12 protein-coding genes are annotated in these 12,101 nt (G+C 61.7%); 8 read left to right on the plus strand and 4 right to left on the minus strand.

Annotation, left to right across the window (positions count from 1 at the left end; all coding sequences use genetic code 11):
* The first annotated feature begins 6 nt into the window (after nt 1–6).
* From AWB74_RS23375 to AWB74_RS23390, 4 genes are all read left to right on the plus strand, one after another.
* Nucleotides 7–942 (plus strand): LysR substrate-binding domain-containing protein, encoded by a 936-nt coding sequence (locus tag AWB74_RS23375; RefSeq protein ID WP_061149091.1) that lies wholly within the window; start codon nt 7–9, stop codon nt 940–942.
* 103 nt (nt 943–1,045) lie between these two features.
* Complete coding sequence (locus tag AWB74_RS23380) at nt 1,046–2,011, plus strand: DMT family transporter (RefSeq protein ID WP_235024662.1); 966 nt, start codon at nt 1,046–1,048, stop codon at nt 2,009–2,011.
* The gene (locus AWB74_RS23385) at nt 1,944–3,050 is read left to right on the plus strand and encodes an alcohol dehydrogenase family protein (protein ID WP_235024663.1); all 1,107 of its coding nucleotides are present in this window, start codon (nt 1,944–1,946) and stop codon (nt 3,048–3,050) included. The genes AWB74_RS23380 and AWB74_RS23385 overlap by 68 nt, the downstream gene beginning before the upstream one ends.
* Nucleotides 3,047–4,150: a mandelate racemase/muconate lactonizing enzyme family protein gene (locus AWB74_RS23390; RefSeq protein WP_061149093.1), complete on the plus strand. Its 1,104-nt coding sequence runs from the start codon at nt 3,047–3,049 to the stop codon at nt 4,148–4,150. Before AWB74_RS23385 ends, AWB74_RS23390 begins: the two co-directional genes overlap by 4 nt.
* Before the next feature lie 70 nt (nt 4,151–4,220).
* Here the strand turns inward: AWB74_RS23390 and AWB74_RS23395 are convergent, their stop codons facing one another.
* Nucleotides 4,221–5,096 (minus strand): glycine betaine ABC transporter substrate-binding protein, encoded by an 876-nt coding sequence (locus AWB74_RS23395; protein WP_096032029.1) that lies wholly within the window; start codon nt 5,094–5,096, stop codon nt 4,221–4,223.
* A 271-nt stretch (nt 5,097–5,367) separates the two neighbouring features.
* On the opposite strand from AWB74_RS23395, the gene AWB74_RS23400 reads away from it, so the two are divergent.
* Nucleotides 5,368–5,814 (plus strand): SRPBCC family protein, encoded by a 447-nt coding sequence (locus AWB74_RS23400; protein ID WP_061149094.1) that lies wholly within the window; start codon nt 5,368–5,370, stop codon nt 5,812–5,814.
* 16 nt (nt 5,815–5,830) lie between these two features.
* On the opposite strand, the gene AWB74_RS23405 is transcribed toward AWB74_RS23400, so the two are convergent.
* On the minus strand, nt 5,831–7,219 hold the full coding sequence (locus tag AWB74_RS23405) for a dihydrolipoyl dehydrogenase (RefSeq protein WP_061149095.1): 1,389 nt from the start codon (nt 7,217–7,219) through the stop codon (nt 5,831–5,833).
* Nucleotides 7,220–7,448: 229 nt separating this feature from the next.
* On the opposite strand from AWB74_RS23405, the gene phnC reads away from it, so the two are divergent.
* The 3 genes from phnC to phnE are packed head-to-tail and all read left to right on the plus strand — an operon-like array spanning nt 7,449 to nt 10,106.
* Nucleotides 7,449–8,291, plus strand: coding sequence for a phosphonate ABC transporter ATP-binding protein (phnC, locus tag AWB74_RS23410; RefSeq protein ID WP_061149096.1), 843 nt, complete (start codon nt 7,449–7,451; stop codon nt 8,289–8,291).
* Nucleotides 8,292–8,318: 27 nt separating this feature from the next.
* The gene (gene phnD, locus AWB74_RS23415; protein ID WP_061149097.1) at nt 8,319–9,287 is read left to right on the plus strand and encodes a phosphonate ABC transporter substrate-binding protein; all 969 of its coding nucleotides are present in this window, start codon (nt 8,319–8,321) and stop codon (nt 9,285–9,287) included.
* Nucleotides 9,288–10,106 (plus strand): phosphonate ABC transporter, permease protein PhnE, encoded by an 819-nt coding sequence (gene phnE, locus AWB74_RS23420; protein WP_061149098.1) that lies wholly within the window; start codon nt 9,288–9,290, stop codon nt 10,104–10,106.
* 18 nt (nt 10,107–10,124) lie between these two features.
* Here phnE and AWB74_RS23425 read toward each other — a convergent pair whose 3' ends face one another.
* A complete protein-coding gene (locus AWB74_RS23425; protein WP_061149099.1) occupies nt 10,125–11,090 on the minus strand; it encodes a MurR/RpiR family transcriptional regulator in 966 nt (321 codons plus the stop codon).
* A complete protein-coding gene (locus AWB74_RS23430) occupies nt 11,047–12,099 on the minus strand; it encodes a C45 family autoproteolytic acyltransferase/hydolase (protein WP_061149100.1) in 1,053 nt (350 codons plus the stop codon). The genes AWB74_RS23425 and AWB74_RS23430 overlap by 44 nt, the downstream gene beginning before the upstream one ends.
* Nucleotides 12,100–12,101: the final 2 nt, after the last annotated feature.

The raw sequence follows: 12,101 nt of genomic DNA on the forward strand, positions 1-12,101 counted from the left end.
ACCAAGATGAAAGTAGCTATGGATGGCGCGAAGGGTTATCGACGGCTCATACCTTCGCTGACCGCGCTGGTCGAATTCGAAGCAGTCGCGCGCTTGCGCAGTTTCACGAATGCCGCGGCCGAACTGGGCGTGACGCAAGCGGCCGTCAGCCGGCAAATCCGTCTTCTGGAGGAGTTGCTGGGCGTCCGCCTGCTCGACCGGCTGCATCGCGCGACGACGTTGACGAACGAAGGCCAGGCGCTCTACACGGTCGTCGCCGAGGCGATGGGAAAGATCGCGGGCCTGTTCGATCGTTTATCGACAGGCATCGAGGAAGAAGAGCTCGTACTGGCGACGACCGCCGCGTTCTCGCACTTCCGGCTCATGCCGAGTCTCGCCAAGCTCAAGCGTCTTCAGCCGAACCTGAGACTTCGATTGACCACGACGATGTTCACCGCAGACCTGCGGCACAACGAGCTTCACGCGGCCGTGCGTTGGGGAAACGGCAAGTGGAGCGACGGCACGTCGCATTTGCTGTTCGACGAGGAAGTGTTTCCTGTCTGCTCGCCCGCATGGCTGGACGAATACGGCGCACCCGGTTCACTCGAAGAGCTGGCGAACCTGACGCTCATCTCGTACGACCCTACATCCGAGGGCTGGCTGACATGGGAAGAATGGTTCCGGGCGATGGGCCTGCGGCCGACGAAGCTCAAGTATGGGCTTCGAACATGCCTGTACAACGATGCCGTTCAGGCGGCACGTTACGGCCAAGGCATAGCGCTCGGCTGGGGCAGGCTGCTTCACGAGCATCTCGCGTCGGGCGAACTGGTCCGTCTCACGAGTGCGTCGCTTCCGCTGGAAGACGCGTATTACGTCGTGGTGCCTCATGGCCGAACCGTCACGCCGACGATTCAAATGCTCGTGGAGCTTCTCCGCAACGCCGCCGGCGTGAGCAGCACATAATCTGGAGTTATGCGTGCGGGAAAATAAAGCGCATTGACGACGTTTTCCAGCGATCCAATACTGATCAATGACTGAAGCAGGACTCTTGAACCCACCATCGAGCATGCCACTTACCCGAATCGCGTTTGTCTTCCTCGGTATCGTTTGGGGCTCCAACTTCATCTACATGAAGTGGGCCACGGCGTTGATCAGCCCGATGCAGGTCGCGTTTCTTCGCGTGCTGTTCGGCTTCCTGCCGCTCGTGTTCTTCGCGTGGCGCAGGCGGGTCATCACGCGAGAGCAACTGCGGCTGCTGCCGCACTTCGTCGTCATGGCGGGGGCTGCCACTGCGTTCTACTATGTCGCGATCATCAGAGGAACGGCCCTGCTGCCATCGGGCATTGCCGGCGTTCTGGCGGGCGCCATCGCGCTGTTCACCGCCGTGTTCTCGCTGCTGTTCCTGCGCAGCGAGAAGTTCAACTGGATGATGGGCGTCGGTGTCGTGCTCGGGTTTGCCGGGATCGTGCTCATTGCACGACCGTGGGAAGGCGCGGACAGCGACATCGATCTGACAGGCGTCTGCTGGTTGCTGGCGAGCTCGATGACGCTCGGGCTCTCCTACATCTACGTGCGGCGATTCCTGACACCGGCAAATCTTCCGCCGCTTGCCCTGGCAACGTGGCAAATGGGCCTCGCCTTGCTCATGCTCGGAGCAGTCACCGATTTCTCCGGGATGAACCGCTTGCTCGAAGACTGGCACGCGACGGCCGGCGTCGTCATCGGGCTCGGCATTCTCGGAACGGGCGCGGCATTCCTGATTTACTACTATTTGCTCGACAAGCTCGGCGCCGTTGCATCGTCGAGTTCCAACTATCTTGCACCCGCTGTTGCGCTGCTGATCGGATGGGCTGTCGGCGAGCGATTCGGCATTCTCGAAGTCGTCGCGATCGTGCTCATCTTCATCAGTATCGCGTTGCTTCAGATTGGCCAGCAACGTTCTCTACGTATCGGAGCGAGAAAAGATGATGTCACAAGCACTGCCTGCCACGATGCACGCCGTTCGGCTCACCGGATTGGGCGGCTTCGATAAGCTCGAATACCGCACCGATGTACCCGTGCCTCAGCCGAAAGAGGGCGAGGTGCTCGTTCAGGTACGCGCGTCCGCGGTCAATAACACCGATATCAACACGCGCATCGGCTGGTATTCGAAATCCATCGACAGCGATACCGGATCGGGTGGCGCGCAAGGATTCGAACAGGTGAATGGGGCCGATGCATCGTGGTCAGGCGCATCGCTGGATTTTCCGCGAATTCAGGGCGCCGATTGCTGCGGCTATATCGTCGCGGTGGGTGACGGCGTTTCGCCCTCGCGCATCGGCGAGCGTGTGCTGGTCGGCAATATGCTTCGCACCTATGTCGACTATCGACCGTTCGAGTGCTGGACCTTCGGGAGCGAATGCGACGGTGGCTTCGGGCAGTTCGCGGTGGCACCGTCCAGAGAAACGTACAAAGTGGTGTGCGATTGGTCGGACGCGGAACTCGCGTCGATTCCTTGCTCTTATTCCACGGCCGAGAACTTGCTGCATCGAGTAAAGCTCGGTGCCGAAGTCGTGTTGATAACCGGCGCGTCGGGCGGCGTGGGATCGGCCGCGGTCCAACTGGCGAAGCGTCGCGGCGCGACTGTCATCGCGCAGAGTTCTGCGAGCAAGGCGTCGGCGCTTCGCGATCTCGGCGCTGACCGGGTCATCGATCGGAACGCGGATCTCATTTCGGTTCTCGGCGAAAACTCCGTCGATGTCGTCATCGATGTCGTCGGTGGCGAGCAGTGGCCCGATCTGCTCAAAGTCCTGCGTCTGGGCGGCCGCTATGCGATCGCGGGGGCGATTGCCGGGCCGATAGCGAAGATCGATTTGCGCACGCTGTATCTCAAGGATTTGACGCTGATGGGTTGCACGTTTCAGGAGGAAGAGGTTTTCTCAAACCTCATCTCGTACATCGAGAAGGGCGAGATCAAGCCGCTCGTGGCCAAGATTTTCCCGTTGGAGAACATCCGCGAGGCTCAAGAGGAGTTCTTGAGCAAGGGGCATCTCGGCAAGCTCGTGCTGACCATTCCAGAGGTAAAGGCATGAAGATCAAACAGGTTCATCTCTATCAGTGCGAGCTTCCCGTAGTCGGTGGCCCATACAGAATGGCTCGGGCAGACGTCTATTCACTGACGACGACCTTGGTCAAGCTCGTCGCGGACAATGGTCTCGATGGCTGGGGCGAAACCTGCCCCGTCGGTCCGACGTACGCCGAGTCGCATCCTGCCGGCGCGCTTGCCGCACTGTCCCAGATGGCGCCCGGCATCATCGGCGTCGAGGCATTGCCGGTGCCCCTGCACGATCGGATGGACGGCTTGCTCAACGGTCACACGTACGCCAAGGCTGCCGTCGATATCGCCATGCATGACTTGTTGGGCAAGCACTACGGCGTGAGCGTGTCCGATCTTCTCGGCGGCGCATTGGCCGACCGCTTGCCGTCTTATTACGCTGTCACCATTGGCGCGCCTGACGAAGTGGCGCGCGTGGCGGCAGAAAAGCGCGCCGAAGGTTATCCGCGTCTTCAGTTGAAAGTCGGCGGCAGAGCGATCGAGGAAGACGTCGAATCGGTGATCAAGGTGTGGGAAGCGATTCGAGGTTCGGGCATACGTCTGGCCGTCGATGGAAACCGTAGCCTGACTACGCGCGACGCGATCCGTCTCAGCCAGCAGTGCGCGCATATACCTTTCATCCTCGAACAGCCGTGCAATACGATCGAAGACCTGCAAGCGATCCGCAACCGGATCAATCATGGCTTGTATATGGACGAAAGTTGTACGAGCCTGAGCACGGCTATCACGGCAGCAGGCACGGGGCTCGTCGATGGATTCGGCATGAAGGTTACGCGGCTCGGTGGCCTGCATCCGATGCGCGGCTTTCGCGATCTCTGCGTCGCACGCAATTTGCCCCATACATGCGATGACGCGTGGGGCGGCGACCTCATCGCGGCAGCATGCGCGCATATCGGCGCGACGGCGCCGCCCGCATTGCTCGATGGTGTCTGGATCGCCGCGCCGATGATCGAAGCGCACTTCGACTCGAAGAATGGTGTTCGCGTCGAGGGTGGTCATGTCAGGCCGCCGAAGGGCCCGGGCCTTGGCATCGTTCCTGAAGAAGGCGTCTTCGGAGCGCCTCTGGCGTCGTTCTGACGAACGGATGTCGTGCGCCGCCTGACTATCGACAGTTCAGGCGGCGCGATCTTTCAGCGCGAATCAGCGATTACTGTTGCAGCCATGCCTGAACCTTGTCGGGATGCGCGTCGACGAACTTCTTCGCGGCGGCATTCCAGTCGTTCGTCGTATTGCCGGTGAGTTCGATTTCCTCGACATCGGCCAAGGTCAGCTTGAAGTGGCGAATGAAGACATCCGCGCGAGGATATTTGCCCGCAAATTGCTTCGACGCGAATCCGTGAATCTGCTCGTCGCCGCCCAGCGTGGCCTTGGGATCTTTCAGATAGCGCATCTTCCATTTCTGCCACAACCAGTGCGGGCTCCATACGGTTGCGACGATCCACTGTTTCGACTGATAGGCACGCGACACCGCGGTCAGCATGCCGGCCTCGCTCGCACGGATCAGGTTGTAACCCGCAAGGTCATAGTCCTTCAACGCCTTTTCGGATGCGACCATTTCGCCAGCACCCGGCTCGATGCCTTGAATCGTGCTGTTCAGCTTGGTTTTGACATCGGGTTTGTTGAGATCGGCAATCGAAGAGACCTCGCTTTCCGGCACATAGTCAGGAACCGCCCAACCGATCTTCGCCCCTGTGTAGATGATGCCCATGTCCACCATGTCGTTCTTGTAGCGGGCAAGGTAGGCCGCGTGCGTCACCGGAAGCCACGCGCCCAGCATCAGATCGACGTCTCCGCGAGAAATGCCCTGAAACTGGATGCCGAGATCCGCATTCACGAGGGTTACGGGTTGCTGTAGCTTCGTTTCGAGAACGTACTTGGCGGTGTACACCACGGCTTGTGTGTCGGCCCAATTGGCCAGCGTGATCTTGATCGGCTCGGCGGACTGCGCGTGCATCGTGAACGTGACGGCTGAGACTGCTACTGCGGCCTTCATGACGAAACGTGCGAGTAAGGCATTCTTCATGTCGCGTTCCCTGTTCTCTTTGTGGCCCGAAGAAGGAGTACCGGCTAATCGTCCGATCGATGAGGACAAGAAGATGCGGGCGGCGCCCCGAGGAGGCCCTAGTATTCGAGGGCATAAAAGCACCGTCAATGTTATTTCTTTTCCGCGCATCATTACATTGGTTTATGTGTGCGGCTTTGCTCGGGGATTTCCCTGATCTCGACGATGTCGATCAGGGCGTCCATGCATCGTCGTAGAGATGTGTCCAATCTCTCTGAAAGGTGAACACACCATGACTACCGGAACCGTCCGTCTTCACCGTGTCTTGCGCGCGACGCCCGAACGCGTCTATCGCGCCTTCCTCGAACCCGATGCCATGTCGAAGTGGCTGCCGCCCTACGGATTTACCTGTCAGGTCCACCACATGGATGCGCGTGAGGGCGGCGCGCACAAGATGTCGTTCCGCAACTTCAGTACCGGCCATAGCCACTCGTTTGGCGGCGAGTATCTCGAACTCGTGCCGTTCGAAAAGATCCGCTACACGGACCGTTTCGACGATGCGAACCTGCCGGGCGAGATGCACGTCACCGTTACCTTGCGTCAGGTATCGTGTGGAACGGAGCTCAACATCGTGCAGGAGGGCGTGCCCGAAGTTATCCCCGTTGAGATGTGCTATCTCGGCTGGCAGGAGTCGCTGGTCCAGCTGGCAAGACTGGTGGAGCCCGACATTCCCGATTGATGAACGATCACGTCGGTCATGCAAGCTTGACCGCAGCATCCCGCAACGCAGTCCGCAATCCTTCTTCGACGACCGGATGATAAAACGGCATCCGCAGCATTTCATCGACCGTGAGTTTCATCTGCAAGGCCCACGCGAGCAGATGCGCGATATGCTCCGCATCCGGTCCGATCCATTCCGCGCCCACGAAGCGGCGGCTCGTCTTGTCGACATACACATGCATGAGTCCGCGATTCCTGAGCATCACGCGGCTGCGTCCCTGATCCTCGAAGCTCACTTCGCCCGTCACGAACGATTCGGGCGCGAGATCCGCGTGACGCGCACCGACCATCGCAATGCCCGGATCGGTGAACGCAATCGCGATCGGCGCACGACGCTCGACCGGCACGACATGCGGATAGCGCGCCGCATTCGTGCCCGCCGCGCGTCCTTCATCGGCGGCTTCGTGCAATAAGGGCAGCACGCCATTCGCATCGCCCGCGATGAACAACGGATGCGCGCCCGCTTGCAACGTCAGCGCATCGTAGATGGGCAAGCCATTGTCATCGAGCGCGAGTGACGTGTTCTGCAAACCGAGCGACGCGACATTGGGCTTGCGCCCGGCCGCGACCAGCACATAGTCGAACGTGTCTTCGACGGACTCGCCCGCGCTGGACAGATAGCGCAAGCGCACCGCATCGCCATCGCGCACGGCGGATTCGACTTGCGCGCGCGGCTCGAAGTGAAGAGCTTCGCTGAACACACGCTGCGCATAGCCGCGAATCTCCGGATCGCTCAACGGTCCGACGCGACCGCGCGCACCCAGCACCGACACGCGCACGCCGAGCCGCGCCAGCGCCTGTCCGAGTTCCAGCCCGATGACACCCGCGCCGATCACCGCGACGCGCTTCGGCAGATCGTCCCACGCGAACACATCGTCGTTGATGATCGCGCGATCCCCTAGCGCGCGATACATCGCCGGCATGACCGGACTCGATCCCGTCGCGATCACGACGCTCTTCGCATGCACCTTCGTATCCTCGCCCACTTGCAGCAGGTTATCGTCGATGAAACGCGCGTAACCGGTGAGCTTGTCCTCCGCGGGCATCGCATCGACACCCGCGACGACGAAGCCCACGAAGCGATCGCGCTCGCGCTTCACGCGCGCCATGACCTCGCGTCCATCGATACGCACGTTGCCGTCGATATGCACGCCGAAAGCACTTGCATGCGTCGCGTGATGCGCGGCCTCGGCTGCCGCGATCAAAAGCTTCGACGGCATACAGCCGACGCGCGCACAGGTCGTTCCGTGCGCGCCGCCTTCGATCAGAATTGCCGAAGCGCCTGCCGCCTTCGCCGCGCGATACGCCGAAAGTCCCGCACTGCCCGCGCCGATGATGGCGACGTCCGTATGGATGATGTTCATGATGGTGTCCCGAATGGTTGTTGCATTTGCGGTCCATCATGCGGCCCGAGGCCCAAAACGTGAATGCTCGTGCGGATCGAAAATCTGCTCGATCGTCTCAAACGAGCGCGCACCCAAGTCATATATTCATCTAGACGTCTCATCCGCGTCACTGTCTCGTCATGTTCGCTTCCTAGAATCTCCCGAACGTTTCAGCGCGCCGCTTTGAGCGCGCCCATCGAGGGAAGCTATGGACGCAATTCGCATCGAGCGTCTCACCAAGACGTTCAGGAACGGCCGCAAGGCGCTCGACTCCGTCGATCTGCGCGTGGAGGAGGGCGAAATGGTCGCGCTCATCGGCGCGTCGGGATCGGGAAAATCGACGTTATTGCGGCATATCGCGGGCTTTACGGCTTCCGACCCCGCGCCGTCGCACGTGACGCTGCTCGGCCGCCCGATTCAGCAGAACGGCAGGATCGTGCGCGAAGTGCGCTCGATTCGCCGCGACGTGGCCTTCGTGTTTCAGCAGTTCAATCTCGTCGGCCGGCTATCGGTGCTGACCAATGTGCTGATCGGCGCACTGTCGCGGGTGTCGCTATGGCGTCGTCTCGCGGGACGTTTTCCGCGCGGCGAAAAAGCGCTCGCGATGGATTCGCTCAGCGCGATGGGCATCGGCGAACACGCATTCGAACGCGCGAGCAATTTGTCGGGCGGTCAGCAGCAGCGCGCCGCACTGGCTCGCGCACTCGTGCAGCGCGCGCGCATCGTGCTCGCCGATGAACCGATCGCATCGCTCGACCCCGAGTCCGCGCGGCGCGTGATGGAGCTGATGCAATCGCTCAATCGCGAGCACAGGCTGACGGTCGTCGTATCGCTGCATCAGATCGATGTCGCGATGAAGTACTGCGCGCGCACGGTCGCATTGCGCGATGGCCGCGTCGTATTCGATGGCGCGTCCGAGCGCCTCACGCCCGCCGTGCTGCGCGAGCTGTACGGCTCGTCGGCGGATGAATTGCTCACGCATCACGGCGAGCAGGAGCGTGGTGAAATCCCGGTCCGCGCTCAAGCGTCGCCGTCGTTCGCAACGTCATAAAACCCACCTTCAACCCTGGATAGCAACATGAAAGCAGCCCGTTTCTTCCTGGCTGGCGCAACGCTCGCGTCGTGCCTGCTGACGCAGACCGTTTCGGCCGAAACGCTCAGCTTCGGCATCATCTCGACGGATTCGTCCGCCGCGCTCAAACAGCGCTGGCAACCGCTCATCGACGATCTGAACAAGCAGACCGGTCTCGACGTGAAGGCGTATTTCGCGACCGACTACGCGGGGATCATCGAAGCGATGCGCTTCAACAAGGTGCAGATCGGCTTCTTCGGCAACGCATCGGCGATCGAGGCCGTGGACCGCTCGAATGGCGAAGTCTTCGCGAAGGTGAAGTACAAGAACGGCGAAGCGGGCTATTACTCGCTGCTCATCACGAACACGAACAGCGAGTGGAAATCGCTCGATCAGGTGCTGAAGAACACGAAGCAAATCAATCTCGGCTACGGCGATCCGAACTCGACCTCGGGCACGCTCGTGCCTTCGTACTATCTCTTCGCGAAGAACGGCATCAACGTGAAGACCGCGTTCAAGACCGTGCTGCCGTCGAGCCACGAAGCGAACATGCTCGCCGTGGTGAACGACAAGGTCGATATCGCCACCAACAACACCGACATGCTCGATACGCTCAAGGCGAAGCATCCCGAGCTGTATCCGAAGGTGCGGGTGCTGTGGAAGTCGCCGCTGATTCCATCGGACCCGCTCGTCTGGCGCCGCGATCTGCCGCAGGCGACCAAGGACAAGCTGCGCAATTTCTTCGATCACTACGCCGAAAAGGATGCGCGCGAGCAGTCCGTGATGAACGGAATCTCCGGCTATTCGGGCTTCGCGGATTCGTCGAATGCGCAACTCGTGCCGATTCGTCAGATGGCGCTCTTCCAGAAGAAGCAGCAGATCCAGAACGACGCGCATATCGAGGACGCCGACAAGAAAGCGCAGATCGCCGCGCTCGATCAAAAGATCGCCGCGCTCGACACGGCGGCGAAGTAAATGAAGCCGCTGAACGTAAGCACGTTCGAAGCGGGCATCGTGCGGCCCGCGCAAGTGAGTGCGCCGAAGCGAAGCTGGACATCGACCATCGGCTGGATCGTGTTGATCGCAGTGCTCGGCCTTTCGTGGAAGAGCGCGGACATGCGCCCGCTCGACCTGCTCGGCGCATCGGGCAACATGAGCCAGTTCGCGCGCGACTTCTTTCCGCCCGACTTCGCGGAATGGCGCACGTATGTGCACGAAATGATCGTGACGTTCGCGGTCGCGGTGTGGGGCACGGCGCTCGCGCTGATCTGCGCGGTGCCGTGCGGTTTGCTGTCGGCGCAGAACATCGCGCCGGTGTGGATCGCACAGCCCGTGCGCCGCCTGATGGACGCGTGCCGTGCGATCAACGAGATGGTCTTCGCGATGCTCTTCATCGTCGCAGTCGGGCTCGGTCCGTTCGCGGGCGTGCTGGCGTTGTGGGTCCATACCACGGGCGTGCTCGCGAAGCTCTTCGCCGAAGCGGTCGAAGCCGTCGATGCCCGTCCCGCCGAAGGCGTGCGCGCGACCGGCGCGAGCAGTCTCGATGAGATCGTCTATGGCGTGCTGCCGCAGGTCTTGCCGCTGTGGATTTCGTTCGCGCTGTATCGCTTCGAATCGAACGTGCGCTCGGCGATGGTCGTCGGCATGGTGGGCGCGGGCGGCATCGGCGTCGTGCTGTACGAGGCGATCCGCTCGTTCAACTATGCACAGACGGCGGCGGTGATGATCATCGTCATCGTGATCGTGTCGCTGATCGATCTCGCATCGGGCTGGGTGCGCGAGCGCGTGATCTGAACGGCTTCATGAGGCACGTCATGACATTTCGATATCGAGCGACGTGATGAGCTTTTCGCGTCGCTCGAGCGCGTGCAGCGCACGCTCGCCGAGTTGCGCCGCGACGAGATTCAGCAGGCCTTCGCAGAACACGAGATAGGCGCCCATGCTGTTGCTGAAGAAGCTGCTCTCGTGCGGAATGAGGAACGCGTGACACGCGGGCGGCACGAGCGGCGAAGCGAGCGTATCCGTGATCGCGATGACATCGAGCCCCGCATCTTTCGCGGCGATCGCTGCATCGGCGACGCTGCGCGTATAGGGCGCCACGCTCGTGACGATCACGACATCGCCGGGCTGCAACTGCGCGAGCCCTTCCGCGACGCCGAGCCCTTGCGCATCGAGCAGCGCGACATCCGTGCGGATCATGCCGAGGCCATAGCACACGAAACTCGCGAGCGCGCTGAACTGGCGCAGGCCGTGAACGCGCACACGCTTCGCATCGGCAAGAAGGCGCGCGGCGCCGCGCAAGTCCGCGGGCGAGAGTTGCGCGATGAAACCTTCCACATTGCCGATCGATTCGCGCGCGAGCTTCACGACCATGTCGACTTCGGGCGCGGCATCGTGTGCATGCGTCTTGCTGCTCGCAACGAGCCGCTCCGCCTGCTGGCTATAGAAGTGCCGATGCCGCTCCGCGAGGCTGTCGCGGAACACGCTCTGGAAATCGGCGAAACCCGCATAGCCGAGCTTCGTCGAAAGACGCGTGAGCGTGGACGCATTGACATCGAGCGATGCCGCCAGATCGGTGATCGTGCGCACCGCCACTTCCTCGGGACGTTCCAGCAGCTTCGCGAGGACGGTATGCGCCTTGCCGCCGAGCGAGAGATTCGCCTCGTCGCGGCCAATGCGTATCACGAGCTCGCGCAGCCCGTCCACGCTGCGTGGCGGCGTCTGCGCGCTCGCTTCAGCCTCGCTCGCGCGACGTCCCTTCTGTTTGCCTGTGTCCATTGATCATCCGATACCGGGCCGGTTGCCCGGGATGTTCGTGAACCTCCCATTCTATGTGAGACGCACGAATGGCAATGTCGGCGGTGGCGAGGGTGTTCTCATCGTCGGGATCGTCGGGATGCGTGCGATGAATCGGCAACGCGGCATCTTCGCGGTCGGCGAGAATCACAAGCGGATCGATCGTGTGTGCCGATGAGATCAGCGCATCGCCGCGTGCCTGCCGATGACGCGACGAATCCGTGATGATCTGCGAGAAGCCGTGCATCGACGGATGGATCGCGTGATTCGCGTGCAGCGAAGGCGCAGTCACTTCGACGACCGAGCAGTCATGCGCGCTGAATTCGACGCTCAGCAGCGCGGGATTCGCAGAAGCGCCGAGCGTCAGATGAAAGCCGCCCGCGCGCGGATTGTCACGCACGATGGACACGGCCTCATCGAGCGTGCGCGCATCGAGCATCGCGCGCGTTATTACCATGCGCGGCACGCCCGCGACGACTTCGCGCTGACGCAGGTTGTTCACGGTCATCGCGATGCCGTCGTTCGTCACGGCGAACGTATGCCCCGGCAGCGAGCCGGGATAGACGAACGACGCGAATCCCGCGGCGCCTTCGATGCGACATTCCGCAATCGCGCAATGTCCGTCGAAGCCGGGCATGCCGTCCTCGTTGTGGCTGATGCGCCGCGTATCCGCGCCGGGAAGCTGCACGGTGGTGCAGCCATCGGGCGACATCGCCCAGACATCGCCGCGGCAGTTCCAGAGAAAGATATCTTCGAAGGGCACGGCGAGACCGGCCGCCAGGCCCTGAAGCTCGTCCCACACGCGCGGAAAGCGTTCGCGCACGAGCGCGGCCATCGCGCGCGATGTCTCGCTGCCGCGCCATTGCATGACCGTCTGCCATGCGCGCGTGTTCAGCAAATGCGCGTGAACCGCATCCGCGCCGAAGCGGCCGAGCGCTTCGCCCGCATCGCGCGGTGAACCGGAAATTTCGATAAAGCCGAGTGCTGCCATAG

This window comes from Caballeronia arvi (assembly GCF_001544695.2).
In the GTDB taxonomy this organism is placed as follows: Bacteria; Pseudomonadota; Gammaproteobacteria; order Burkholderiales; family Burkholderiaceae; genus Caballeronia; species Caballeronia arvi.

What these genes read in the sequence shown, in the direction of transcription:
- AWB74_RS23380 (WP_235024662.1), top strand. Translation starts at nt 1,046, where the DNA reads ATGCCACTTACCCGAATCGCGTTTGTCTTCCTCGGTATCGTTTGGGGC.
- phnE (WP_061149098.1), top strand. Translation starts at nt 9,288, where the DNA reads ATGAAGCCGCTGAACGTAAGCACGTTCGAAGCGGGCATCGTGCGGCCC.
- AWB74_RS23395 (WP_096032029.1), bottom strand. Translation starts at nt 5,096, where the DNA reads ATGAAGAATGCCTTACTCGCACGTTTCGTCATGAAGGCCGCAGTAGCA.
- AWB74_RS23430 (WP_061149100.1), bottom strand. Translation starts at nt 12,099, where the DNA reads ATGGCAGCACTCGGCTTTATCGAAATTTCCGGTTCACCGCGCGATGCG.
- AWB74_RS23425 (WP_061149099.1), bottom strand. Translation starts at nt 11,090, where the DNA reads ATGGACACAGGCAAACAGAAGGGACGTCGCGCGAGCGAGGCTGAAGCG.
- AWB74_RS23405 (WP_061149095.1), bottom strand. Translation starts at nt 7,219, where the DNA reads ATGAACATCATCCATACGGACGTCGCCATCATCGGCGCGGGCAGTGCG.
- AWB74_RS23400 (WP_061149094.1), top strand. Translation starts at nt 5,368, where the DNA reads ATGACTACCGGAACCGTCCGTCTTCACCGTGTCTTGCGCGCGACGCCC.
- AWB74_RS23385 (WP_235024663.1), top strand. Translation starts at nt 1,944, where the DNA reads ATGATGTCACAAGCACTGCCTGCCACGATGCACGCCGTTCGGCTCACC.
- phnC (WP_061149096.1), top strand. Translation starts at nt 7,449, where the DNA reads ATGGACGCAATTCGCATCGAGCGTCTCACCAAGACGTTCAGGAACGGC.
- AWB74_RS23375 (WP_061149091.1), top strand. Translation starts at nt 7, where the DNA reads ATGAAAGTAGCTATGGATGGCGCGAAGGGTTATCGACGGCTCATACCT.
- AWB74_RS23390 (WP_061149093.1), top strand. Translation starts at nt 3,047, where the DNA reads ATGAAGATCAAACAGGTTCATCTCTATCAGTGCGAGCTTCCCGTAGTC.
- phnD (WP_061149097.1), top strand. Translation starts at nt 8,319, where the DNA reads ATGAAAGCAGCCCGTTTCTTCCTGGCTGGCGCAACGCTCGCGTCGTGC.